General features: G+C 59.9%; 19 protein-coding genes, 1 tRNA gene, 1 other RNA gene and 1 pseudogene. 14 read left to right on the top strand and 8 right to left on the bottom strand.

The window, feature by feature from the left end; all coding sequences use genetic code 11:
* Positions 1-32: 32 nt before the first annotated feature.
* Positions 33-341: a type 1 fimbrial protein gene (locus tag ACUTSC_RS12350; RefSeq protein ID WP_063988768.1), complete on the bottom strand. Its 309-nt coding sequence runs from the start codon at positions 339-341 to the stop codon at positions 33-35.
* 318 nt (positions 342-659) lie between these two features.
* On the opposite strand from ACUTSC_RS12350, the gene ACUTSC_RS12345 reads away from it, so the two are divergent.
* The 8 genes from ACUTSC_RS12345 to yejF all read left to right on the top strand — a co-directional run bounded on the left by ACUTSC_RS12345 (position 660) and on the right by yejF (position 11,044).
* Positions 660-1,634, top strand: a complete 975-nt coding sequence (locus tag ACUTSC_RS12345) for a GTP-binding protein (RefSeq protein ID WP_197768127.1) — start codon at positions 660-662, stop codon at positions 1,632-1,634.
* Positions 1,635-1,712: 78 nt separating this feature from the next.
* Positions 1,713-2,426 carry a phosphatase PAP2 family protein gene (locus ACUTSC_RS12340; protein ID WP_197768128.1) on the top strand — a complete coding sequence of 238 codons (714 nt, stop codon included), beginning with the start codon at positions 1,713-1,715 and terminating at the stop codon, positions 2,424-2,426.
* A gap of 411 nt (positions 2,427-2,837) precedes the next feature.
* A complete protein-coding gene (mepS, locus tag ACUTSC_RS12335) occupies positions 2,838-3,413 on the top strand; it encodes a bifunctional murein DD-endopeptidase/murein LD-carboxypeptidase (RefSeq protein ID WP_025303553.1) in 576 nt (191 codons plus the stop codon).
* A 411-nt stretch (positions 3,414-3,824) separates the two neighbouring features.
* The gene (locus tag ACUTSC_RS12330) at positions 3,825-5,411 is read left to right on the top strand and encodes a cyclic di-GMP phosphodiesterase (protein ID WP_197768129.1); all 1,587 of its coding nucleotides are present in this window, start codon (positions 3,825-3,827) and stop codon (positions 5,409-5,411) included.
* Between the two features lie 89 nt (positions 5,412-5,500).
* Complete coding sequence (locus tag ACUTSC_RS12325; RefSeq protein ID WP_197756286.1) at positions 5,501-7,309, top strand: ABC transporter substrate-binding protein; 1,809 nt, start codon at positions 5,501-5,503, stop codon at positions 7,307-7,309.
* Positions 7,310-7,318: 9 nt separating this feature from the next.
* Positions 7,319-8,410, top strand: a complete 1,092-nt coding sequence (locus ACUTSC_RS12320; RefSeq protein ID WP_060420179.1) for a microcin C ABC transporter permease YejB — start codon at positions 7,319-7,321, stop codon at positions 8,408-8,410.
* Positions 8,407-9,432 carry an ABC transporter permease gene (locus tag ACUTSC_RS12315; protein ID WP_060420176.1) on the top strand — a complete coding sequence of 342 codons (1,026 nt, stop codon included), beginning with the start codon at positions 8,407-8,409 and terminating at the stop codon, positions 9,430-9,432. Before ACUTSC_RS12320 ends, ACUTSC_RS12315 begins: the two co-directional genes overlap by 4 nt.
* Position 9,433: 1 nt before the next feature.
* On the top strand, positions 9,434-11,044 hold the full coding sequence (gene yejF / locus ACUTSC_RS12310; RefSeq protein WP_197768130.1) for a microcin C ABC transporter ATP-binding protein YejF: 1,611 nt from the start codon (positions 9,434-9,436) through the stop codon (positions 11,042-11,044).
* A gap of 8 nt (positions 11,045-11,052) precedes the next feature.
* On the opposite strand, the gene ACUTSC_RS12305 is transcribed toward yejF, so the two are convergent.
* The 3 genes from ACUTSC_RS12305 to rsuA all read right to left on the bottom strand — a co-directional run bounded on the left by ACUTSC_RS12305 (position 11,053) and on the right by rsuA (position 13,943).
* Positions 11,053-11,397, bottom strand: a complete 345-nt coding sequence (locus ACUTSC_RS12305; RefSeq protein ID WP_197768131.1) for a hypothetical protein — start codon at positions 11,395-11,397, stop codon at positions 11,053-11,055.
* 594 nt (positions 11,398-11,991) lie between these two features.
* A complete protein-coding gene (locus tag ACUTSC_RS12300) occupies positions 11,992-13,188 on the bottom strand; it encodes a Bcr/CflA family multidrug efflux MFS transporter (RefSeq protein WP_063988776.1) in 1,197 nt (398 codons plus the stop codon).
* Between the two features lie 41 nt (positions 13,189-13,229).
* Positions 13,230-13,943 carry a 16S rRNA pseudouridine(516) synthase RsuA gene (rsuA, locus tag ACUTSC_RS12295; RefSeq protein WP_197768133.1) on the bottom strand — a complete coding sequence of 238 codons (714 nt, stop codon included), beginning with the start codon at positions 13,941-13,943 and terminating at the stop codon, positions 13,230-13,232.
* A 318-nt stretch (positions 13,944-14,261) separates the two neighbouring features.
* Between rsuA and ACUTSC_RS12290 the strand changes: the two genes are divergently transcribed.
* Positions 14,262-16,019 carry a DEAD/DEAH box helicase family protein gene (locus ACUTSC_RS12290; RefSeq protein WP_197768134.1) on the top strand — a complete coding sequence of 586 codons (1,758 nt, stop codon included), beginning with the start codon at positions 14,262-14,264 and terminating at the stop codon, positions 16,017-16,019.
* A 162-nt stretch (positions 16,020-16,181) separates the two neighbouring features.
* Positions 16,182-16,466: a 50S ribosomal protein L25 gene (gene rplY / locus ACUTSC_RS12285; RefSeq protein ID WP_197768135.1), complete on the top strand. Its 285-nt coding sequence runs from the start codon at positions 16,182-16,184 to the stop codon at positions 16,464-16,466.
* 84 nt (positions 16,467-16,550) lie between these two features.
* Here rplY and yejK read toward each other — a convergent pair whose 3' ends face one another.
* Positions 16,551-17,558: a nucleoid-associated protein YejK gene (yejK, locus tag ACUTSC_RS12280; RefSeq protein ID WP_197768136.1), complete on the bottom strand. Its 1,008-nt coding sequence runs from the start codon at positions 17,556-17,558 to the stop codon at positions 16,551-16,553.
* Between the two features lie 211 nt (positions 17,559-17,769).
* Here yejK and ACUTSC_RS12275 point away from each other — a divergent pair, with 211 nt between their 5' ends.
* From ACUTSC_RS12275 to ACUTSC_RS12260, 4 genes are all read left to right on the top strand, one after another.
* Positions 17,770-17,997 (top strand): DUF1414 domain-containing protein, encoded by a 228-nt coding sequence (locus ACUTSC_RS12275; protein ID WP_197768137.1) that lies wholly within the window; start codon positions 17,770-17,772, stop codon positions 17,995-17,997.
* Between the two features lie 9 nt (positions 17,998-18,006).
* Positions 18,007-19,788 (top strand): LPS biosynthesis-modulating metalloenzyme YejM, encoded by a 1,782-nt coding sequence (gene yejM / locus ACUTSC_RS12270; protein ID WP_197768138.1) that lies wholly within the window; start codon positions 18,007-18,009, stop codon positions 19,786-19,788.
* A gap of 78 nt (positions 19,789-19,866) precedes the next feature.
* A tRNA-Pro gene (locus tag ACUTSC_RS12265) sits at positions 19,867-19,943 on the top strand.
* A gap of 34 nt (positions 19,944-19,977) precedes the next feature.
* Positions 19,978-20,107: non-coding RNA, RtT sRNA (locus ACUTSC_RS12260), on the top strand.
* A 47-nt stretch (positions 20,108-20,154) separates the two neighbouring features.
* On the opposite strand, the pseudogene ttrA reads toward ACUTSC_RS12260, so the two are convergent.
* The 3 genes and pseudogenes from ttrA to ttrB all read right to left on the bottom strand — a co-directional run bounded on the left by ttrA (position 20,155) and on the right by ttrB (position 24,977).
* Positions 20,155-23,225: pseudogene (ttrA, locus tag ACUTSC_RS12255) on the bottom strand (tetrathionate reductase subunit TtrA).
* Positions 23,218-24,243, bottom strand: a complete 1,026-nt coding sequence (gene ttrC / locus ACUTSC_RS12250) for a tetrathionate reductase subunit TtrC (protein ID WP_197768140.1) — start codon at positions 24,241-24,243, stop codon at positions 23,218-23,220. The pseudogene ttrA and the gene ttrC overlap by 8 nt, the downstream one beginning before the upstream one ends.
* Positions 24,240-24,977: a tetrathionate reductase subunit TtrB gene (gene ttrB, locus ACUTSC_RS12245; RefSeq protein ID WP_197768141.1), complete on the bottom strand. Its 738-nt coding sequence runs from the start codon at positions 24,975-24,977 to the stop codon at positions 24,240-24,242. Before ttrB ends, ttrC begins: the two co-directional genes overlap by 4 nt.
* Positions 24,978-25,050: the final 73 nt, after the last annotated feature.

The following is a 25,050-nucleotide window of genomic DNA, read 5'->3' as shown; positions in this document are numbered from 1 at the left end:
GGCGTAACGTTACGCCGGCATGGCGGAACGACTTAACGATAAACGACCGTCATAACAGCGAGTTTCTTCTGTTGGTCCACCCACTTCATTTCGGTTGTGCCTAGATTTAGCGGAAGTTCTTTGCGTGTAGCATCAAAACCTGACAACGCTTGCTGGGCCTGATAATGCTGGCCGTTGCGGTAACATTGCGTATTCGCCTTAGAATCTGCAATCTTGACCGTGCAAGGACTTTCAACAATAGAGCCGACGAAGCGAATTACCCCGCCGGCCACGCCTGCATGACTCACTGCCGTCCATGAAAACAACATTCCTACGATCAAAAATAACCGAAAGGTATTCATGGCAACCTCATTTTTAGTTAAGCCAATTTAACCATAGAGGATCTTGTTAGGAATAATCGCAAGGAAAGGGGCGAGATTTGATCGTTAATCGCGTCATTAACAATGTAAAAACAAGCTAATAACAAAAGTTAACCGCATCTAATACAGGGTTTTATCTAAGAATTTTCTTGCAAAGAAAGGTGGATTTTCCCGGTGGAAAAGCGCAGGGTGACGTGCAAAATTTGCGAGATAGAGCACAAATTAAATCGCGGCCGATTCACCGATACGGCTGCGTAACTCATTTATTAAGCAGGTTAATTTTTGCACCAGGAATTATTAATGACCAAAACCAATTTGATTACCGGTTTCCTCGGCAGCGGTAAAACCACCACTATCCGCCATTTGCTGGCTCATAAGCCCGAACAGGAACGCTGGGCGGTATTGGTCAATGAATTCGGCGAGATCGGCATCGACGGCGCGCTGCTGGCGGACAGTGGCGCGGTGCTCAAAGAGATCCCCGGCGGTTGCATGTGCTGCGTCAACGGCCTGCCGATGCAGGTAGGCCTGAATATGCTGTTGCAGCAGGCCAAACCGGACCGGCTGCTGATCGAGCCGACCGGGCTCGGGCATCCGAAACAAATCCTGTCGCTGCTGACCCAGGAGAGCTATGCCGGCTGGATCGATCTGCAGGCCACCCTGTGCTTGTTGGATGCCCGCCAACTCAGCCAGCCCCGTTACCGCGACAACGAAAACTTCCGCGATCAGCTGGCCGCGGCCGACGTTATTTTGGCCAGCAAAAGCGACACCTATCAACCGGAAGACAGGCGAGTGTTGGAGGCCTGGAAGACGCAAGATCCGCTGCAGCGGCCCTGCTACGCCATCGCGCAAGGCGAAGCGGATGTCGCGCTGTTGTCACTTCCGCGCACGAATCGTACAGAATTGCCGGACGCACAGCATCATCATGGTCAGGCGAAAAAGCAGGGGCTGGCGGCGCTGCGGCTGCCGGAGCACGCCCGCTGGCGGCGAGCGTTGAATGAAGGGCAAGGCTTCACCAGCTGCGGCTGGATTTTTGACGGCGACACCCGGTTCGATACCGTCGGCTTTATGGAATGGGTGCGGCTGGCGCCGGTCGAACGCGCCAAAGGCGTGGTACGCATCCCCGAAGGCACGTTACTGATCAACCGTCAGGGGCAGGATCTTAACATCGAAACCCGCCCGGTCGCGCCGCTCGACAGCCGAATTGAGCTTATCCACAGCGAAAATGCCGATTGGAACGCCCTACAATCCGCCTTGTTTAAGATTCGTTTAAGTTAAACCCCGTACCGTTGCCCCCCGGTTGCCGCAGGGCGGTCGGGTTTTATTTCGTTTTCATTTTTCCAACAGGTTTATGTCATGACACGCCGCAATTTACCCTTCATTCTCTTCTTCAACTTACTGGGCGTTGCGCTGTTTTTGTCCTGGTTCCTGCCGGCCAATCACGGCGGCTGGTTTACTCTGGATTCGGCGATTTTCTTCTTCTTTAACCGCCATCTGGCCACCGACCCGGCGTTTTTGCACCTGGTCGCCATCACCAATAACCGTGCGTTTGATGTGATTTCGCTGCTCGCCATGGGTCTGCTGTATCTGTACTTCTACCTGAAGCAGGACGCCGCCGGCCGCCGCCGCCGCCTGGTGATCACCGGCGTGGTGATGTTGCTGACCGCCGTGGTGCTGAACCAGCTTGGCCATCTGCTGCCGGTGAAACATCCGAGCCCCACCCTGACCTTCGACAATATCTATCGCGTCAGCGAGCTGACCGGCATCTCCACCAAGGACGCCTCCAGCGACAGCTTCCCCGGCGACCACGGCATGATGCTGATTATTTTTTCCTGCTTTATGCTGCGCTATTTCGGCCGCGGCGCCTTCGCCGTCGCCCTGCTGATTACGCTGGTCTTCTCATTGCCACGCGTGATGATTGGCGCCCACTGGTTTACCGATATCGCCGTCGGCTCGCTGTCCGTGGTGCTGGTTGGCGCCAGCTGGGTGCTGATGACGCCTTGCAGCGACTGGATTGTCGATCGGTTGAATCGCCTGTTGCCCGGCAAGCACCGCCCCGGCCAACCATAAATTGCGTCTATGACTTATGCCGGGAGGCCCACGCCTCCCGCGCTCTCCCCCCCGCGCAGCGCGCATAATTTCACCGCCGTCCGTTAACGCTTTTGCAACCTGATTTCACGCCAGATTCATACATCGGACAATTGGCGTTTTTTATATGAAGATTTACATTATGTTACATCACAAATTCATATAAAAAAGACGGGGAAAAGGCTCGCAATCCCCTATTTGTTCCGGTAATCTCGGATGCGTTTGTGCCTGGTTTAAGTCGAATCAGTATGGAATCCGATAAAAATGTGCGTTCTCGCACGTTTTCAACGGTAACTGGTTGTCGATGCAACAGGTGCGGACTAGGCTCGTTCCGTTTGGCATTTTTCAGGTAGCGACTTTCGTCGTTAAGGACTTCAAGGGAAAACAACAACAATGGTCAAATCTCAACCGTTTCTGAGATATTTTTTGCGGGTAGTCCCTGCAATTGCCGCTGCGGTTATGCTGTCAGCGTGCAGCTCGACTCACACTTCGAACTTGAATAACGCACAAACTGAGATGCGTGCAGTTAATGACAAAGACGGTCTTTTACTGCAAGCCTCTCAGGATGAATTCGAAGCGATGGTCCGCAACGTTGACGTCAAGTCAAAGATTATGGATCAGTACGCGGACTGGAAAGGCGTTCGCTACCGCTTAGGCGGTGACACCAAGCGCGGCATCGATTGCTCGGCGTTTGTACAGCGTACTTTCCGCGAACAGTTCGGCATGGATTTACCGCGCTCTACCTATGAACAGGAAGATCTCGGCAAGAAAATCCAGCGCACCAAGCTGCGCGCCGGGGATTTGGTGCTGTTCCGCGCCGGTTCTACCGGGCGCCATGTCGGCATCTATTTGGGTAACGATCAGTTCGTTCACGCCTCCACCAGCAGTGGCGTCATGATTTCCAAGCTGACCGATAACTATTGGAATAAACGTTATCGAGAGGCGCGCCGGGTGCTGACCAACGGTTAACGGCGCAACGCCCTGAAGATCCTGAATACCAAACGAGCGATAAGCGCCGCCTACGGGTGGCGTTTTTTTTGACTGTCGAACGGGTATCATCAAGATTGATCCCGGCCTTATCGCCCCCTTTCCCCGCTTTACGCCGCCGCACGCCATTATTTTGATAAACTGTCGGCAGGAAATCGCGCCGTCGAGGAAAAACTCGCCTATTATCGTCAAATGACGACAACGACACCCCGGCGTTATTTAAAACGTTTCCGCTTAAATAGGCGCATTATATTTCTGTCGGCGACGCCGCATATTTAAACGGCGCCGCCGGTTGGTACGGGATAAAAAGGCAAAAATGAAAAAAAAGCCGTTGGCACAATCCATTGACTGGCTGCGCGACACCCCTGAAGCCCTGTTGCAGAGGACTCGGTTATGGGCTTGAAAAGAGCTTTCGCCCGCAGCGTGTCTCACCGACAGCGCAGCCTGGCTAAAAGCGGCGTCGCCGCCCTGGTGTTTTTTACTCTCTTCACCGCGGTCACGCTTTCTTTGATCAACCACCAGCGCACGCAATACCAACATAAAGTCGAAGCGCGCACGCAAAAGTTCACGCTGGGTTATATCTCGCACCTGACGGCGGTGATGCAGCAAATGATGCCGCTGCTGGACAAGCCTTGCCTCTCCAGCCAGTCGGACATTACCTACCAGGCGGCCTTTACCAGCGGCGTGCGCACCTTCCTGTTGGTCAAGGACGGCTACGCCTATTGCTCCTCCGCCACGGGCGACATGATGTTGCCGATGAAAAATCTCTACCAGGACATCGACTGGGATCTGCCTCTGGATCTCAAGCTGCAGCAGGGCACGCCGATCGTGCCGAACAAACCGGCAGTTGCGGTTTGGCTGCGGCATCCCGGCGAAACGGCCACCGGCATTCTCGCTACGCTGGACATCGATCTGATGCCCTACCTGCTGTTCACCTCGCACGACGAACAGGCGCCGGGCATCGCCATCGTGATGGGCAACCGCGCGCTGACCACTTTCAGCCCGAACCTGATGCCGGTCGATCAGCTGCCGAAGGGCAAGGCGGATACCCTGACGCTGCCCAATCTGCCGCTGACCATCCTGTTCTACAACGAGAAATTGACCCCCAACGACATTCGCCTGACGCTGCTGGGCAGCCTGGTGCTGTCATTGATGATCGGCGTACTCTGCTACTACATGCTGCTGCTGCGGCAAAGCCCGGAACGCGCGCTGTTACGCGGCATCAAGCGCAACGAGTTCTTTATCGAATACCAGCCGGTGTTCCACACCGACAGCAACAGCATCGGCGGGCTGGAAGCGCTGATTCGCTGGCAGCATCCGATCGAGGGCCGCATTCCACCCGATGTCTTTATCCCCTATGCCGAAAGCAACGGGCTGATCGTGCCGCTTACCCGCCACCTGTTCAGGCTGATCGCCGAAGATGCGCCGCAGCTCGCCAAAGCGCTGCCACGGGGAGGCAAGGTCGGCCTCAACATCTCCCCCGCCCATCTTAGCGCACCGTCGTTCCACCAGGACGTGTATGAACTGTTGACGCAGCTGCCGGGCGATTACTTTACGCTGGTGTTTGAAATCACCGAACGCGGCATGGTGGAAGAAGAGAGCGCGCTGGCGGAATTTGACTGGCTGCACAAACAGGGCATCGAGATCGCGGTGGACGATTTTGGCACCGGGCACAGCGCGTTGATCTATCTTGAGCGCTTCACCATGGATTATCTGAAGATTGACCGTGGCTTCGTCAACACCATCGGCCAAGACACGGTCACCGCGCCGGTGCTGGATGCGGTGATCTCGCTGGCGAAAAAGCTGAAAATGCTGACGGTTGCCGAAGGCGTGGAAACTGCCGAGCAGATGCAGTTCCTGCAAGAACACGGCGTCAACTTCATGCAGGGGTACTACTTCAGCAAGCCGCTGAGCATCGACAATTTCGTCGCTTACTGCAATGCTCACCAGGTCTTTGATTATCAGGAAAAAAATAGTTAGTCTTTAAGCATCTTTACCCTGCGCCCGCCCGAAGAATGTTATGCTGGGCGCAGGTTGTACTTTATTCCACAGCAGGAGCTTACCGTCTGATGTCCGTGCGCATTTTCGCTGCTCTGGTGCTCTCGGCACTGAGCTTCGGTCTGCAGGCCGAAGCCCTTAACGAAAGCTACGCTTTCGCCCTTCTCGGTGAACCGAAATACGCCACCGACTTCAGCCATTTCGACTACGTCAACCCGGCAGCGCCCAAGGGTGGCGACGTGCGGCTGGCAGCCATCGGCACCTACGACAACTTCAACCGTTTCGCCACCCGCGGCGTGCCCGGCGAACGTACGATGGAGCTGTACGATACGCTGTTCACCAACTCCGACGACGAACCCGGCAGCTATTACCCGCTGATTGCCGAATCGGCCCGTTTCCCGGCCGACATGCGCTGGATGGAGTTGGATATCAACGCCCGCGCCCGCTTCCAGGACGGCAGCCCGATCACCGCCGCCGATGTGGCCTTTACCTTCAATAAATTCATGACCGAAGGCGTACCGCAGTTTCGCTCCTATTACAAAGGCGTCACGGTCAAGGCCATTTCCCGGCTGACGGTGCGCATCGAGCTGCCTAAAGCCAACCGTGAGCAAATCCTCAGCCTGCTCAGCCTGCGCGTATTGCCGGAAAGCTTCTGGAAAAACCATAAGCTCAACGAACCGCTCAGCACCCCGCCGCTCGCCAGCGGCCCGTATAAAATCGGCGATTACCGCCTCGGCCAGTACATCACCTACCAGCGAGTGCGCGACTACTGGGCCGCCAACCTGCCGGTGAACCGCGGCCGCTACAACTTCGACAGCATTCGCTACGATTATTATCTGGACGATAAAGTATCGCTGGAAGCCTTCAAGGCCGGCGCTTACGATTTCCGCATCGAGCCGTCGCCCAAAAGCTGGGCCACCCAGTATCAGGGCGGCAACTTCGCGCGCAACTACATCATCAAGCAGGACGAGACCAACCAGGCGGCGCAGAATACCCGCTGGCTGGCGTTCAACCTGCAAAAACCGCTGTTTGCCGATCGCCGGGTACGGGAAGCAATCGGCCTGGCTTTCGATTTTAACTGGATGAACAAGGCGCTGTATTACAACGCCTATCAGCGCGCCGACAGCTATTTCCAAAACACCGCCTACGCCGCCCGCGGCTACCCGGACGCCGCTGAACTGGCCTTGCTGGCGCCGCTCAAAGGCCAGATACCGCCGGAGGTGTTTACCAGCATCTACCAGCCGCCCTCCTCCGACGGCAGCGGCAACGATCGGCAAAATTTGCTGAAAGCGACTCAACTACTGAAAGAAGCCGGTTGGGTGGTCAAAAATCAAAAGCTGGTCAACGCCAAAACCGGCCAGCCGTTCACCTTCGAACTGATGCTGCTGAGCGGCAGCAACTTCCAGTACGTATTACCCTTCCGCCACAACCTGCAGCGGCTGGGCATCGAGATGCAAATTCGCGAGGTCGACGCCTCGCAGTACACCCGTCGCATGCGCGAGCGCGATTTCGACATGATGTCGACGGTGTACATGGCGATGCCGTTCCCCAGCGCCGATCTGCAAATCCTGTGGGATTCGCAGTACATCGATTCCAGCTACAACACGGCCGGCGTCAAAGATCCGGCGGTCGACAGCCTGGTCAGGCAAATCGCCGCCCATCAGGGCGACGAAAAAGCCCTGCTGCCGCTCGGCCGCGCGCTGGACCGGGTGCTGACCTGGAACAACTACATGCTGCCGATGTGGTACTCCAACCACGATCGCTATGCCTATTGGGACAAGTTCTCCACGCCGCCGATCCGCCCGGCCTATGCGATCGGCTTCGACAACTGGTGGTACGACGTCAACAAGGCGGCGCGTTTACCGGCTCAACGGCAATAAGGAGTCGGAATGGCGGCCTATCTGATACGCAGACTGTTATTGGTGATCCCCACGCTGTGGGCGATCATCACCATCAACTTTTTTATCGTGCAAATTGCGCCCGGCGGTCCGGTCGATCAAGCCATCGCCGCCATTGAGCTGGGGCACGGTAGCGGTTTTGGCAGCGGCGGCGCAGGTGAAGGCCTGGGTCATGCCCGGGCGGGCATCGCGGCTGGCGACGGCCAATACCGCGGTTCGCGCGGCCTGGATCCGGAGGTGATCGCCGAGATCACCCAACGTTACGGCTTCGACAAACCGCTGCACGAACGCTACTTCACCATGCTGTGGAACTATATGCGCTTCGACTTCGGCGACAGCCTGTTTCGCGGTGCCTCGGTGATGCAGCTGATCGGCCAGAGCCTGCCGGTCTCCATCACGCTGGGCCTTTGGAGCACGCTGATCATTTACCTGGTGTCGATCCCGCTCGGCATCCGCAAGGCCGTCCACAACGGCAGCGCGTTCGATACCTGGAGCAGCACGCTGATCATTATCGGCTACGCCATTCCGGCTTTCCTGTTCGCCATCCTGATGATCGTGCTGTTCGCCGGCGGCAGCTACCTTGACTGGTTCCCGCTGCGCGGCCTGGTGTCCAGCAACTTCGACACCCTCTCGTGGCCGGCGAAGATCGCCGACTACCTGTGGCACATCACCCTGCCGGTGCTGGCGACGGTGATCGGCGGCTTCGCCACCCTGACCATGCTGACCAAAAACTCGTTCCTCGACGAGATCCGCAAGCAGTACGTCACCACCGCCCGCGCCAAAGGGCTGGATGAGAAAAAAATCCTCTACCGCCACGTGTTCCGCAACGCCATGCTGCTGGTGATCGCCGGTTTTCCGGCCACCTTTATCAGCATGTTCTTCACCGGCTCGCTGCTGATAGAAGTCATGTTCTCGCTCAACGGCCTGGGGCTGCTGGGCTACGACGCCACGCTGCAGCGCGACTACCCGGTGATGTTCGGCACGCTGTATATCTTCACCCTGATCGGCCTGCTGTTGAATATCCTCAGCGATATCACCTACACCCTGGTCGATCCGCGCATTGACTTCGAGGCCCGCCAATGAGCCGCCTTAGCCCGATCAACCAGGCGCGCTGGGCGCGTTTTCGCCGCAACCGGCGCGGCTACTGGTCGCTGTGGATTTTTTTGGTGTTGTTCACCCTGAGCCTGGCCGCCGATCTGATCGCCAACGACAAACCGCTGTTGGTGCGTTATGAAGGCCGGCTGTACCTGCCCTTTATGATTAACTACAGCGAAACCGCCTTTGGCGGCGAGCTGAACACCGAAGCCGACTATCAGGATCCGTTCGTACAGCGACAGATCGAACGGCACGGCTGGGCGGTTTGGGCACCGATCCGTTTCAGCTACGACACCATCAACTTCGCCACCGAGGTGCCCTTCCCCTCGCCGCCTTCGCGTCACAACCTGCTGGGCACCGACAGCAACGGCGGCGACGTGCTCGCTCGTGTGCTGTACGGCTTTCGCATCTCGATGCTGTTCGGACTGGCGCTGACGCTGTTTTCCAGCCTGATCGGCGTGTGCGTCGGCGCGACGCAAGGGTACTACGGCGGGCGTTTCGATCTGTGGGGGCAGCGCTTTATCGAAGTGTGGTCGGGTATGCCGACGCTGTTTCTGATCATTCTGCTGTCGAGCATCGTCCAGCCCAATTTCTGGTGGCTGCTCGGCATCACCATCCTGTTCGGCTGGATGAGCCTGGTGGGCGTGGTGCGCGCCGAATTCCTGCGCACCCGCAATTTTGACTACATCCGCGCCGCGCGCGCCATGGGCGTGCCGGATCGGGTGATTATGTCCCGCCATATGCTGCCTAACGCCATGGTGGCGACGCTGACCTTCCTGCCGTTTATCCTCTGCGGCTCGATCACCACCCTGACGTCGCTCGATTTCCTCGGTTTCGGTCTGCCGATAGGCTCGCCGTCGCTCGGCGAATTGCTGCTGCAGGGCAAAAACAATCTGCAGGCGCCGTGGCTCGGCATCACCGCCTTCCTGGTCTTGGCGGTGCTGCTGTCGTTATTAATCTTTATCGGCGAAGCGGTGCGCGACGCCTTTGACCCTAGCAAGGCGCATTGATATGGCCACTCCTTTGCTCGCTATTCAGGATCTCAGCATTGCCTTCCGCCAGGGCGACACCGTTACGCCGGTGGTCAACGAACTCTCGCTGCAAATCGCGCCGGCGGAAACGCTGGCGCTGGTAGGGGAATCCGGCTCCGGCAAAAGCGTCACCGCCCTGTCGATACTGCGCCTGCTGCCCGCGCCTCCGGTGGTTTACCCTGCCGGCGATATCCTGTTCAACGGCGATTCGTTGCTGCATGCGCCGGAAGCGGCGCTGCGCAAGGTGCGCGGCAATCAGATTGCGATGATCTTTCAGGAACCGATGGTGTCGCTTAACCCGCTGCACACCATCGAAAAACAGCTTGCGGAAGTGCTGATGCTGCACCGCGGCCTGCGGCGCGAAGCCGCGCGCGCAGAGATCGTCGAATGCCTGGAGCGCGTCGGCATCCGTCAGGCCAAAAGCCGGCTGCAGGATTACCCGCATCAGCTGTCCGGCGGCGAACGCCAGCGGGTAATGATCGCCATGGCGGTGTTGACCCGTCCAAAACTGCTGATCGCCGACGAGCCCACCACCGCGCTCGACGTCACTATCCAGGCGCAGATTCTGACGCTGCTGCAAGAATTGAAACAAGAGATGGACATGGGGCTGCTGTTCATCACCCACAACCTGAATATCGTGCGCCGCCTGGCGGACAACGTGGCGGTGATGCGCCAAGGGCGCTGCGTGGAGCAAAACGGCCGCGCGCAGCTGTTCAGCCGGCCGCAGCATCCCTACACGCAGCAGCTGCTGGCCGCCGAGGACGTCGGTGAACCGCTGCCGTTGCCTGCCGCCGCCAACGGGCGCCCCAGCGACGAGCGGCCACTGCTCAAGGTGGAAGATTTGCAGGTGCGCTTCCCCATTCGCCGCGGCCTGCTGCGCCGCACGGTGGATTATCACTATGCATTGAAATCATTGAGTTTCGAGCTACGTGCCGGGGAAAGCGTGGGGCTGGTGGGAGAATCCGGCTCGGGAAAAAGCACCACCGGGCTGGCGCTGCTGCGCCTGTTGGCCTCACAAGGCGCCATCTGGTTCGACGGCGAACCGCTGCACCCGCTCACGATGAAGCAGATGCTGCCCTACCGCAGCCGGATGCAAATCGTCTTCCAGGATCCCTATTCCGCCCTGAACCCGCGCCTGAACGTGCAGCAGATCATCGCCGAGGGGCTGGAAGTGCACCAGCGGCTTAGCGCCGAGCAGCGGGAACAGCGCGTGATCGAGGTGTTGCAGGAAGTCGGCCTGGATCCGCAACTGCGCCATCGCTATCCCACCGAGTTTTCCGGCGGGCAGCGCCAGCGAATCGCCATCGCGCGCGCGCTGATCCTGCAGCCGCAGCTGCTGATCCTCGACGAGCCGACCTCTTCGCTGGATAAATCGGTGCAGGCGCAGATCCTGACGCTGCTGAAATCGCTGCAGCAACGTCACCGGTTGGCTTATCTGTTCATCAGCCATGACCTGCAGGTGGTGCGTTCGCTATGCCACCAGGTCATCGTGTTGCGACAGGGAGAAGTGGTTGAACAGGGAGACTGCCGGGCGATTTTCGCGGCGCCCGCCGCCGACTATACCCGTCAACTGCTGAAGTTGGCGGATTAGCGGCGAATTCAGAAAGGGTATTGTGCGCTCAGCGGTTCGGCGATCGCGGCGCCGACGTTTTTCAGGCGGCACATGGTGGCGCTCTCGTCGCTGCGCTGCACGAACAGGCAAGGCTCGCCTTCCCATTCGACGATCGCGCAATCGACCTGAATCTCCTGCAGCGACAGCTTGAGCTGTTGCATTACCTGCCAGGCCTCGGCCCCTTCATGGCTGAGTAACTTCAGCCCAATCAGGTTGTTATCTTCGTCTATTCCGTTAAACGGAATCGGTTCGACCTTCACGCCGGTGAAACCGGATAGCCAACGATAACTTTGCGGCAAGCGATGCACTACCGAAAGTTGGATACTCTCCACATGAAATCCCTAGTTTGAAAAGGTGAAACACTTTTACCTGACAGGGTTACTAAGTTATAGCCGTTGACTCCCGACTCTGCCGCGCACAAATGTTATTTAAATGTAAATTTTGCCGCTAGCCATTAACCAGACCCCGTGCTTGCCGATGCCGTGCCATTTTTTGGCGCGCCGTGCGGTGTTATTTCACGGCATTTTGCGACTCAGCTCGCATTTTTGCGTTATATGTAACCCTTTCCTGCAGCGATCTCAACTCTTTTTTCTTGCAATGCGACTACTTTTCCGTCGCCATATTTTTACATTGAAGAAACATTTCACCCGCCACGTTAGCGCCGATTCCCCTGCTAATTCCTTGATTTACATCGACACTAACACAAACCACCCGCTGCGCTCAGCCGGCAGAACGCCGCGCCTCCCGGGGAATATTGGGCGGTGCGGCGGCGGGATTTTTTAACAAAAAGCACACAGAGGGGAAAACGGCCAATTAGTTAGCTTGCGTATATTTAGCAACAAAAATTCCATTGCCAGTTGCACCCTGAAATGGCAGGGCGCAACCCCATGATGATGCGGAGCGACACGCCCCGCATCGGGAGAACGTCAGGCTGCGCGATCGCGCGGCCGGCTGGCGTAAACATAGAACAGCACCGCCACGATGCTGCACAGCGCCATCGAGGTGACCATTGGCCAGGCGCTTTTGCCCGGCGCCATCGACAGTACCGCCCCCACCAGCGCGCCGATGCTGAAGCGCAACGTGCCGGCCAGAGAAGATGCGGTACCCGCCATATGCGGGAAGTCATCCAGGATCACCGCCATGGCGTTGGAGGAGATCATCGCGATGCACCCCAGATAGACCGCAACGCCGATCACCAGCGCCCAGAAGCCCAGGCCGACGGCGCTCACTGCCACCAGCCACAGCCCCATCGCCAGCTGTACCAACAGCCCCAGCTTGAACATCTTGACCGCGCCGAACCGCCGCACGTTGCGGCTGTTGATCAGCGTCGTCAGGAACAGGAAGACGATGTTCAGCGCAAAATAGTAGCCGAAATGCTGCGGCGAAACGTGGTTCAGTTCGATGTAGACGAACGGCCCGGCGCTGAGGAACGAGAACATGCCCGCAAACGAGAAGGCGCTGGCCAGCATGTAGCTCAGCACCCGTTTGTGGCGGAACAGCGAACCGAAGTTGCCCAGCGTGGTGCGCAGGTGGAATCGTTGTCGCCGCTCTTTCGGCAGCGTCTCCTTGATGAACAGGGCCACCAGCAGTGAACCGATCAGCGCCGCGGCGCCCATGGTCCAGAAGATGGCGTGCCAGCTGAACCACAGCAACAGCGCACCGCCGATCATCGGCGCCAGCAGCGGCGCGATGGTCATCACCAGAATGACGAACGACATCATCCGCGAGAACTCATCCTTGGTGAACATATCGCGCATCAGGGCGTTGATCACCACGCTGGCGGCAGCGGCGGCCAAACCGTGCAGGAAACGCAGCCCGATCAGCTGATCGATCGACTGCGCCATGGCACAGGCGCAGCCGGCGATGGCGAAGATCAGCGTACCCCACAGGATCACCGGCTTGCGGCCGATGCTGTCCGACATCGGCCCATAGAACAGTTGCCCGAAGGCAAAGCCGAGCATATAGGCGCTGAGCGTCATCTGCACGCTGCCGGACTCGACGCCAAACTGGGCGGCGATCACCGGCATACTGGGCAGGTACATGTCGATGGCCAACGGCATCAACATGGACAACAGGCCCAGAATGAAAATCAAACCGAGATGAGAGGTTCGGTTCTGTTGCACGTTCCACGACTCCTTAATCGGCCGCAATCGATGATCGGTTTTCAATCCTGCAGGTGCGGCGCGCCCACGCTGGCGATCTCTTCTTCGGTCAGTGGGCGATATTCGCCCGGTGCCAGATCGTCATCCAGCACGATGGCGCCGATGCGCTCACGGTGCAACTCGATCACCCGGTTGCCGACGGCAGCGAACATCCGCTTCACCTGGTGGTAGCGCCCTTCGCTGAGGGTCAGGCGTACCACGTGCTCGTCGACCTGCTCCAACGCCGCCGGCCGCGTCAGGTCTTTTTCGTTGTGCAGTTGCACCCCTTCGGCGAAACGCTGCGCGGTGTCTTCCGCCAGCGGGTGCTCCAGCGTCACCAGATAGGTTTTCTCGCAGTGGTGGCGCGGCGACGTGATGCGGTGCGACCACTGGCCGTCGTCGGTCATCAACACCAGCCCGGTGGTGTCGATATCTAGCCGCCCGGCGGCGTGCAGCTTGTACGCGACCGGCTCATCGAGAAAATACAGCACCGTCGGATGATCGGGATCGTCGGTGGAGCAGACGTAACCCTGCGGTTTATTGAGCATGAAATAGCGCGGGCCGTTCTGCTGCTGCAGCGGATTGCCGTCGAACGCCACTTCTTGCTCCGGGGTCAGTTTGATCGCCCCGCTCTTCACTACCTCACCGTCCACGGTGACGCGTTTAGCCCGAAGTTCGCGCGCGACCAGCGCACGGCTGATGCCTAACTGCTGAGATAAAAACTTGTCCAATCGCATGGGATCTGCTTTGCCTGTCGTTGTTATGATCGCATTGATCGTATTGCCAAAATATGACGCCCGCCGTTGCACCGGGTGCAAATGGCAGGCTCAGGGGGGAAATCGCGTGGGGGCACAGCGATTGCTGTCACACGAGTATAGCGGCACAACGCGTTGCCCGACAGGGGTAATTTTCACGCTTCTCGCACCGCACGCGCGCAGAAGGCATAATAATGGAAATTTTTCGGCCGCCCGGCGCGTAAAATGTCACGGTTTCTGTGGAAACAGCGGTGACAAAACCGCTTCCCGACGGCCCATCTCAACCCACGGCGTTCATTTATGGCCTTTATCCTACGCCCCTACCAACTGGAAGCGGTCGAAGCCACCATCAATCATTTCCGGCGGCATCCCGAACCGGCGCTGATCGTGCTGCCGACCGGCGCCGGCAAAAGCCTGGTGATCGCCGAGCTGGCGAAGCGCGCCCGCGGGCGGGTGCTGGTGCTGGCGCACGTCAAAGAACTGGTGGCGCAAAACCACGCCAAATACTGCGCCTACGGCCTGGAGGCGGATATCTTCGCCGCCGGCCTGCAACAAAAAGAGAGCGCCGGCAAGGTGGTATTCGGCAGCGTGCAGTCGGTGGCGCGCAACCTGCCGCTGTTCGACGGCGCTTTCTCGCTGCTGATCGTCGATGAATGCCACCGCATCAGCGACGACGACGACAGCCAGTACCAGCAAATCATCCAGCATTTGCAGAAAACCAACCCGCAGCTGCGGCTGCTGGGGCTGACCGCCACGCCCTATCGCCTGGGCAAGGGTTGGATTTACCAGTATCACTACCACGGCTTCACCCGCGGCGACAGCGCCAGCCTGTTTCGCGACTGCATCTACGAGCTGCCGCTGCGCTATATGATTAAGAACGGCTTCCTGGTGCCGCCTGAGCGGCTGGACATGCCGATCGTGCAGTACGATTTCAGCCGGCTGGAAGCCAGAAGCAACGGCCTGTTCAGCGAAGCGGATCTGAACCGCGAGCTGAAGCGGCAAAACCGCGTCACGCCGCACATCATCAGCCAGATTGTGGAGTACGCCGAAGACCGCAAAGGGGTGATGATCTTCGCCGCCACCGTCGAGCACGCTCGCGAGATCCACGGCCTGCTGCCGAACGGCGAGGCCGCGCTGGTCAGTGCCGAAACGCCGCCCGCCGAGCGCGATGCGCTGATCGAGGCGTTCAAACAGCAGCAGCTGCGCTATCTGGTCAACGTCGCGGTGTTGACCACCGGCTTCGATGCGCCGCACGTCGATCTGATCGCGATCCTGCGCCCGACCGAGTCCGTCAGCCTGTATCAGCAGATCGTCGGCCGCGGGCTGCGGCTGGCGCCCGGCAAGGAGGATTGCCTGATCCTCGACTACGCCGGCAACCCGCACGACCTGTTCACGCCGGAGGTCGGCGTCAGCAAGCCGCACGGCGACAGCCAACCGGTGCAGGTGTTCTGCCCGGCCTGCGGCTTCGCCAACCTGTTCTGGGGCAAGTGCACCGAGAACGGCGACATCATCGAGCACTACGGCCGCCGCTGCCAGGGCTGGCTGGAGGACGACGACGGCCACCGCGAGCAGTGCGATTACCGCTTCCGGTTCAAGAGCTGCCCGCACTGCGGCGCGGAGAACGACATCGCCGCGCGCCGCTGCCATCAGTGCCAGGAGGTGCTGGTCGATCCCGACGACATGCTGAAGGCGGCGCTGAAGCTGAAAGACGCGCTGGTGCTGCGCTGCGGCGGCATGGAACTGCAGAGCGGCCGCGACGACAAGGGCGAATGGCTGAAGGCCACTTATTACGACGAGGACGGCACCAGCACCAGCGAGCGTTTCCGCCTGCAGACGCCGGCGCAGCGCAAAGCGTTCGAAATGCTGTTCCTGCGCCCGCATCAGCGCGCGCCGGGCGTGCCGTTCACCTGGCACACCGCCGCCGACGTGCTGGCGCAGCAGCAGGCGCTGCGCCATCCGGATTTCGTGGTGGCGCGCAAACGCGGGCAGTTTTGGCAGGTGCGCGAGAAAGTGTTCGATTACCAAGGCCGTTTCCGCCGCGCCAATCAATTGGCCTGAGCGAGCTGTCCCCAACCTGGGCAGGTTTTCGTTGCCCTGCGGGCGGCTTTCCGTTAAAATGCCGCGCGCTTTACCTGGGCCTGCCCAGCGTTAAAGCGGGTTTCCGAACTTGCTACTTGGGTCGCCTGTAGCAGGGTAAATTTTCTTTTAAGAGAAAAAACAATGTTCACTATCAATGTAGAAGTACGTAAAGACCAGGGTAAAGGTGCGAGCCGCCGCCTGCGTGCAGCAAACAAATTCCCAGCTATCGTTTACGGTGGCAAAGAAGCTGCAGTTTCCATCGAATTGGACCATGATTCTGTTAAGAACATGGAAGTTAAACCAGAATTCTACAGCGAAGCAGTAACTCTGGTTATCGACGGTAAAGAAACCAAAGTTAAGGTTCAGGCTGTACAGCGTCACCCGTTCAAGCCAAAACTGGCTCACATCGACTTCGTTCGCGTTTAATCGCTACGTTTTCGAACCTTTCGGGACGCCGAAATAAAGAACGCCGCAATTGCGGCGTTTTTTATTGTCTGCGATTCGGTACGCTTACTTGCCGCTGCCGGTCCGGCGCTGCAGCTGATCGCGCAGGTTCGGCGGCGTGCCTCTGATGGTCAGCGTGTCGGTGGCCGCATCCCAGAAAATACGCTCGCCCAGCAGCATGGCGTCAAAGTTCAGGCTGATGCCGCCGCCGCTGCCGGCAAATTTGGTCAGCTGGCGCAGCGTGCCGCGATCCGCCGGGAAGCTGTCTTCCAGCTCATACCCTTGCTCGCTGGAGAACTGCAGGAAGTCTTTCTCGCCGACCGGCGACAGCTCCTGCGACAGCGCCTGCAGTTCAATCTCTTCGCCCGCCTGCAGCTGTTCGTTGCAGTAGCTGTATACCTGCTGGCGCACCGACTGGCGCTCGTTCTTGTCCAACTGCGCATCGGCGCAGTAGTCGTCCACCGCCTGCAGCAGCCCGCGGTTTTGCGCCTTGGTGTCCAACCCTTCGGACGCCGCCAGGAAATCCATGAAGAAGTCGGCGACCTTGCGGCCCACGCGCCCGCGCAGGAAGGTCAGGTAGCGGGTCGATTCCGGGTTGGTTTCCCATTCGGTCAGATCGATGCGCGCGACGATATCAGCGTTGTTGATGTCCAGATAGTGCGTGGTGTTGATATCCAGCTCTTCGTTGACGCGCATGCTGTTACGGCTGTTCAGCACCGCGATCAGCAGATACTCCACCGCCAGATAACGGTATTGGCCAAACAGCACCACGCCGCCTTCGGCGAACGGATACTTCGCCAGTTCGTCGCGCAGGCGGCCGGTCGCCGCGCGGCTGAAGGCCAGAAAGTCCTTATCGTCCTTGCGGCAGGTGCGCAGCGCTTCCGCCAGCTCGCTGCCTTCGTTGAACAGGCCCAAGGCCTTGCTCTTGGCACTGTAGACGCGATGCAGTTCCGTCATCATTTCTTCCACCGCCGCGTTGGTGGGAAGCAAGGAATCGCGCAGCACCACGTCCAGCGTTTGCTCGTCGCGTTTCACCAACTGGTGCAGAGCGATCTGGTCGATATCCAGACTCATGGTAAATCCTCCTGTTCTTTAGGCGCGTATTCAAACACTGAAGGCCCCGCCCTGCAATACTAAAAAACCGCGGCAAACCGGAAAGGCGCAGCGAGGGCCCGCCCCGGCGCGGACGAACAATTTCCCGAATGACAGGAAGTGATAAAAGAGCGGAAAATCACTGTCCTATACGGTAAGATAGGGCACTTTGCAGATTACTAAGCGCAATTTTATGCCACAATCATCCCGTTACAGTGACGAACACGTTGAACAACTGCTCTCAGAGCTGGTCAATGTTCTGGAAAAACACCATACCCCCACCGATCTTTCCCTGATGGTGCTGGGCAACATGGTCACTAATTTGATCAACACCAGCGTTGCTCCCGCGCAGCGGAAAACCCTGGCGAGATCGTTCTCGGAAGCCCTGCAGGCTTCTGTCCGTGAAGATAAAGCACATTAATATTGACTTATGGTGACAAACCGTCAGCGTTATCGTGAAAAAGTCTCCCAGATGATCAGCTGGGGGCACTGGTTCGCCTTATTCAACATCCTGCTCGCCCTTGGGTTGGGCAGCCGCTACCTGTTTGTCACCGACTGGCCCGCATCCCTGCTGGGCCGGGTCTATGCCTTTGTCAGCCTGCTGGGGCATTTCAGCTTTATCGTGTTCGCCGGCTATTTGCTGGTGATCTTCCCGCTCACCTTCGTGGTGATGTCGCAGCGGCTGCTGCGATTTATTTCCGCCGCGCTGGCCACCATCGGGCTCACGCTGTTGCTGGTCGACAGCGAAGTGTTCTCCCATTTCCACCTGCACCTCAATCCGGTGGTGTGGGATCTGGTGGTCAACCCGGACCAAAGCGAGCTTTCGCGCGACTGGCAGCTGATGTTTATCTGCGTGCCGGTGATCTTCCTGGTGGAGATGCTGTTCGGCACCTGGAGCTGGCAGAAGCTGCGCAGCCTGAATCGCCGCCGTTTCGGCAAACCGCTGGCGGCGCTGTTTATCAGCGCCTTTTTCGCGTCGCACCTGATTTATATCTGGGCCGACGCCAACTTCTATCGCCCGATCACCATGCAGCGGGCCAACCTGCCGCTCTCGTACCCGATGACCGCGCGCAAGTTCCTCGAAAAACACGGCCTGCTCGATCAGCAAGCGTATGAGCGCCGCCTGATGCAACAGGGCAACCCGGAAGCGGTGGCGGTGGAGTATCCGCTCAGCGATCTCAGCTACGGCGATAAAGGCAGCAGCTATAACCTGCTGATGATCGTGGTGGACGGCATTCGCGCAAAAGACATGGCGCAGGACATGCCGGCGCTGACGCGCTTCGCCCAGGAAAACGTGCGTTTCAGCGATCACTACAGTTCGGGCAACCATGCCGATACCGGGCTGTTCGGCCTGTTCTACGGCATTTCCCCGACTTATCTGGACAGCGTGCTCGCCGGCCGCAAGCCGTCGGCGCTGATCTCTGCGCTCGGCGATCGGGGCTACCAGTTGGGGCTGTTCTCCTCCGATGGCTTCAATGCCAGCCTGTACCGCCAGGCCCTGTTGACCGACTTCTCGCTGCCGACGCCGGCGCCGCAAAGCGATGCGCAAACCACGCAGCAATGGCAGCGTTGGCTGACGGATCAGGGTAGCAAAGAGCCGTGGTTCTCCTATATCAACTTCAGCGGCGCCGAGCCGGCCGAAGGCGACAAAACCCCGGCGCCGGCCGACTTTATTCGGCGCTATCGCACCGGCGCGCAAGACGTGGATACCCAGATAGCCCAGGTGCTGGACACTCTGAAACAGCGCGGCCTGCTGGATAAAACCGTGGTGGTGATCACCGCCGAGCACGGCGTCGAGTTCAACGACAGCGGCAAGGGCCAATGGGGCGCCGGCTCCGCCTTCAACCAGGCGCAGCTGCAGGTGCCGTTGGTGATCCACTGGCCGGGCACCCCTGCGCAGACCATCAGCAAGCTGACCGGCCATAACGACGTGATGCGCACCTTGATGCAACGGTTGCTGCACGTGAAGACCGCGCCGAAAGACTATTCGCAGGGCGAAGATCTGTTCACCGCCCAGCGCCGCAACGACTGGATCGCCACCGGCGATGGCAATCAGCTGGTGATCACCACGCCGACGCAGACGCTGATGCTGGACAACAGCGGCAACTATCGCGTCTACGATCAGAACGGCGAAGAAATAAAAGACGAGAAACCGCAGCTTGCTCTGCTGCTGCAGGTGCTGACCGATGTAAAACGCTTTATCGCCAACTAACTGCTTAAAACTAAAGCAATCAAGTGGCGAGGTGCTTGCATTAACATCGGGAATCGGTAGTATGATTTTTCATAGCGTCGGCATGTAGCGCAGCCTGGTAGCGCACCGTCATGGGGTGTCGGGGGTCGGAGGTTCGAATCCTCTCATGCCGACCAAATTCAAGAAAACCTGCTGTTAAAGCAGGTTTTTTTTCGTCCGCACACTGAGAGGATGAGAATCTCCGAAGGAGGTTTGAGCCGAACGTAGTGAGACCACGTTGCTTTAGCAACGGCCCGCAGGGCAAGCATCGAAGATGCGCATAATCCTCTCATGCCGACCAAATTCAAGAAAACCTGCTGTTAAAGCAGGTTTTTTTTCGTCTGTCGTTTACACGGAAAGTTTGACGATCGCCGCCGGAATGCCCTGACGCACCGCCGCACCGGTCACCCAATCCAGCCAGGTATTCGGCACTTCGCGCGTCGGGTCGGCAAACCCCAGATCGTTGAGGTTGATGCCGGCGGCGATGCGCTTATCCATCGCCAGCGGTTCGCCGTCCAGGTAGTGCTGGCTGGCGCCCATCTCCCGGTGGCCGTAGCCGTGTTCCACCGCGATCACGCCGGGCATCACCCCCGCCAGCAAACTGATCTGCGCCTCCCGACTGCCGCCCGGCGTACTGATGCTCACCCAATCACCGTGTTGAATGCCGAAACGCGCCCCGTCCGCCGGGTTCAGCGCCACCAGGTTCACCGGCTTCACGTCGTGCAGGCGCCGGATCACCGCGGTGGAGCTGCTCATCACATTGGATTTGAAGGACATCAGTCGCAGCGGCCACTGCCGCTCAGGATAGAGCTCTTCCACCGCGCGGCCGTCCGACAAACGCGCCGGGTAGCAGGTTGGGCAGCCGCTGAAACGCTCGCCGGTAATCGCATGCCGGTGTTTCGCCACTTCCGCATTCCAGATCTGCAGCGGCTTCTCCCAGCGGTTGCCCACGCTGCCGTCGCGGCGGCCGCTGTCATGCTCGGCGAAGCGGCCGCCGCGGCTGTAGATAAACGCCACGCGGCCGATCTCATCGGCGCGCAGCGTCTGCGCAAGCTGCGGCAACAAGCGATCGACGCCGCTCAGCGCCAACTCTTCCTCCCTCACGGCCGGCACCGGCGCCTTGCCGGCAAACGCCACGTTGGCGGCGGCGCGCAGATAATAATCCTCGGCGCGGTTGAGCGGCAGCAGCCCGCCCTGGCCGTCGCCGATTGCGCGATCGCCAAACCCCGGCAGCGCCAGGCGTTTGGCTACCGCGATGCAAAATGCCTCCATGGAGATCGGCTGCCCTTGCGCCGTTTTCGCGGTCGCCGGTGTCACTATCGGCCAGCGCGCAGTGGTTGCCTTGCTGGCGACACCACCCCAGGGGGCGCTGAATCCCCAGCTCTCAAAGTTATGGGTATCCGGGACGATATAGTCGGCCAGCGCCGTCGTTTCGTTGATAAACGCATCGATGGCGATAAACAGCGGCAAACGCGCCGGATCTTTCAGCCGCTCTTCCGCCACGCCGCGTAACCCAGCGATACCGTACAGGGGGTTAGTCATGTTCGAGATCCAGGCTTTCAGCCCGTACGGATACCCCGCCAGCGCCGATGTCAGCAGTTCGGTCAACTGCCCGGCGACGAACGGATACCAGGGCGCCCTGGCCGGCCAGGGTGAAATGCCCGCCGCCACTTTTTCGCGGTATTCGTCGGAGGTTTCATAAGCGGCCTTGCTGCGCGCGATATTCAACCCCTTCGGTTTTACCAGACCGGGAAACTCGACCAGGTTATAGCGCGGCCCCTCGGCGAAGCCGTTGAATTTGCCGCCGCCGACGAACACCCCGCCCGCCAGGCTCAGGTTACCGATCAACACGTTGAGCATCATCACCGACCAGGTATTGTAAAACCCGTTTGCCGCCATCATCCCGCCATGGGCGATCACCGCCGCCTTGCGCCCGTGGGCGGTAAAGGCCTCGGCCAGCGCCGCGATACGCGCCACCGGCACGCCGCACTCCCGGCTGTATGCCTCCGGCGACAGTTTGTCGGCGGCCTCTTTCAAACACTGAAAACCGCTCTTCACCGCCACCTGCGCACCATCGTGCAGCGTCACCGTGCGGGTTACCCACAGCTCGGCGCGGTCGCACGCCTCGGCCGGCATCAGCTCCCCCGCGCCGTTGACTACCAGCGGCGACGCCGACTCGGCGCCGTTCAGATGAGCGAGCGTCAGATGCTGCCCCGCTAACGGGTGCTCGCTCTCGGCGATCACCAGATGCGTGGCGTTGGTCCAGCTCTTCTCGCCGGCACGTTGCATGGCGGCCTCCGACGGGATGGCGAGATAGCCGGCCTGATAACGCCGGTTGTCGAGGATCCAACGGATCATCGCCATCGCCAGCGCCGAGTCGGTGCCCGGCAGCACCGGGATCCAATGGCCATGATCGTCCGCCAGTGTGGTGGTCAGCGGCAGCGCCGGCGCCACCACCGCATAGCGGAACTCGCTGCGCAATCTGGCGCTGGCCAGCTGCCGGGCCTGCCGCTTGAACGGGTTGCCGGACTGCGCCGGCGAGGTGCCCATAAACAGCGCGAATTCGACCTGTTCCCAGTCCGGTTTCACGTGCGGGTTCTTGTCCAGATCGTTCATCAACGCGCCGGAACCAGCGCGGTAAGCCAGCCCGCAGTATGCGCCATGCGCGCCGAAGTTTTTGCTGCCGAAACTGTTCTGGGCGAAGCGCCGCAGGAAGCTGTCGCGCCCGTCGTCACCGGCGTTGGTCACCAGCAGCTGGTTGGCTTTCGGCCCCAGCCCCGGCTGTCGGGCATCGATCGGCGTTTCCAGATCGCGGATCGCCCGCAGACCGTCCACATGCCCCTCACCGAACAGATCGCCGCCCTCCACCACTTCAGCGATCAACTGCTCGAAGCTGATGCGTTGCCACTTGCCCTCGCCGCGCTTGCCGACGCGTTTCATCGGCTCCAGCACGCGCAGCGGGCTGTAAAGCCCCTCCAGCAGCGTGGCGCCGCGCGCGCAGGCGGTGGAACGGGCGTCGAGGCCGCTCTCGCCCCCAGCTGCGCCAACGCGTCCTGCAGCGGCAAGGCAGAGCCGAGGTGCCGCTCCTGAGACAGCGGATGATAAGGGTTGCCGGCAATGCGCAATACCCGGTCGGTCTGCCTGTCCACCCGAACCCGCACGCCGCATTGCGTCCAGCAGCCGAAACACTGGGTCATCGAGATGGCCTGCTGCGGATTGCCTTGCCATTCCGGCATTGCCCGCCCTTCGGGCGGCAGGGAGTTGCCGTTGATGCGATCCAACGTCACCCGCCCTGAGGTGCCGTGAATCAAGCCGTCGATCGCCCGTTTGGCGACCTCGCGATAGCTCAGGCCAAAAGCGGACAGCCCGCCTAAGGCCAGGCCCACTTTCAACCACTGACGCCGGGTGAGTTTAGCCATGTTGTTTTCTCCGCAGTAAAAACGCCTGTGCTTCACGCACCATGATCATTAACGCCAGCCACAGCCCGAAAGTGCCGACGATCGCCAGCAAGCCATCGGTACCAAGCGGCAGGCTATAGGGGGAATAAGACGCGTTGTATTTCGGGATGGTTTGCACCTCGATCAACAGCGTCCAGCGCATCAGCCAGCTCAGCCCCAGCGCGCCTGCCACCAGCAGCGGCGCGCCGCCGCGCGGTAAACGTCGATAGGCAGCCCAAGCGGCGCACGCCAGCGCCAGCCCCCACAGTGCGATCCATCCCGCGGCATACCGGCGCGCCGTCGCCTGCGTCTGCAGCCAGTGGCGTACCGCCGCGCCGGATAGCGTATCGCCGCATACCCACAGCAGGATCGCCCCGCCGAGCAGCAGCAACGTCAACAGCATCCCGCGCGCCAGTGGCGCTTGCAGGCCAGGCCGTTCGCGCAATGTCAGCAGCAGCAAGGCCAAGAGCGCCTGCAGCGCGCTGAGGAACATCACGATCGGAAATGCGTAGCTGAACCAGATTGGGCGGGCGCGCACGACGGAAACCTCACGCCCGGTGTACAACAGCAGGCCGATAGCCACCAGCGCGCAGGCGGGCGCGATCCCACGCAGCAGCGCTACTCGCCTGCCCGTCAGCCGTGTAAATTCGATCGCGAGAAACCACAGGCCGATCAGCAGGGTAAACAGCGGCAAGAACAGCGCGCCCCACGGCATCCACGACCAAGGCGTCGGGTAGGCGTAGAAATGCCAAAAGCGAGCGATTTGATGCAGGTCGGCGGTCAGCGCCAGCGGCGCGGTGATGGCGCACGTCAGCCCGATAAACAGCGCCGTGCGCTCCAAATGTGCGTCGTTGTCTCCACCGCGCCAGCGCCACACGCAGGCCAGCAGCGCGGCGCAGGCGGCGATGCCGATAAAGAAGAAATATTGCACGGCCCACGGCAGCCAGCTCACCACTTGCGGCTGGCTCAGAACTTCTGCGATCATCAGTTGGCGGCTCATCGTCCCTCCCCCCATAAAGCGACCTGCGCCCGCCCCGGCAGCGGCGTGACGAAGGCGTCATCCAGCCCCAGATAAAAAACGTGGGGTACGGTTTGGTTCTCCGGCTTGAGGACTTTGATCTCGGCCTCGTGGCGCCGCAGCAGCTTGCTCAGCGTGCTGTGCGGATCGCGCATATCACCGATGATCCGCGCCCCGCCCACGCACGACTCCACGCACGCCGGCAACAATCCCGCCTCCAGCCGGTGCACGCAGAAGGTACATTTGTCCGCCGTTTGAGTAGTGTGATTGATAAAACGGGCATCGTACGGACAGGCCTGTACGCAATAGGCGCACCCCACGCAGCGTTTGTTGTCGACCACCACGATCCCGTCCTCGCGCTGGAAGGTGGCCTGTACCGGGCATACCGGCACGCAGGGCGGGTTGTCGCAGTGGTTGCACAGCCTGGGCAGCAGCACGTTGGCCGCCACCTCTTCGCCTTCGAGGCTGACCTGATACTGGTTTACCGTGGTGCGGAACTCGCCGTGCGGCGTCTGGTTTTCAATGGCGCAGCTCACGGTACAGGCCTGGCACCCTACGCAGCGCCGTAGATCGATCAGCATCGCGTAACGGCGGCTCGCATCCCCCTCGCGCCGCGTCGGCGCTAACGTCAGCCCGGCCTCCGCCACGGGGATCAGCGAAGCCCCCGCCGTCAACACGCCCAGCCGCTGCAAAAACTGCCGTTTACCGAAATCCATGCGCCTCTCCCACGTCCTGGGCATCACCCCGATCACGCTATTGATGCCCGTTAGATGAATAAACAATGTCGAT

The organism is Serratia sp. TSA_105.2 (assembly GCF_052692115.1).
Note: the sequence above shows the minus strand (reverse complement) of the source record. Positions and strands in the feature narration are given on the sequence as shown.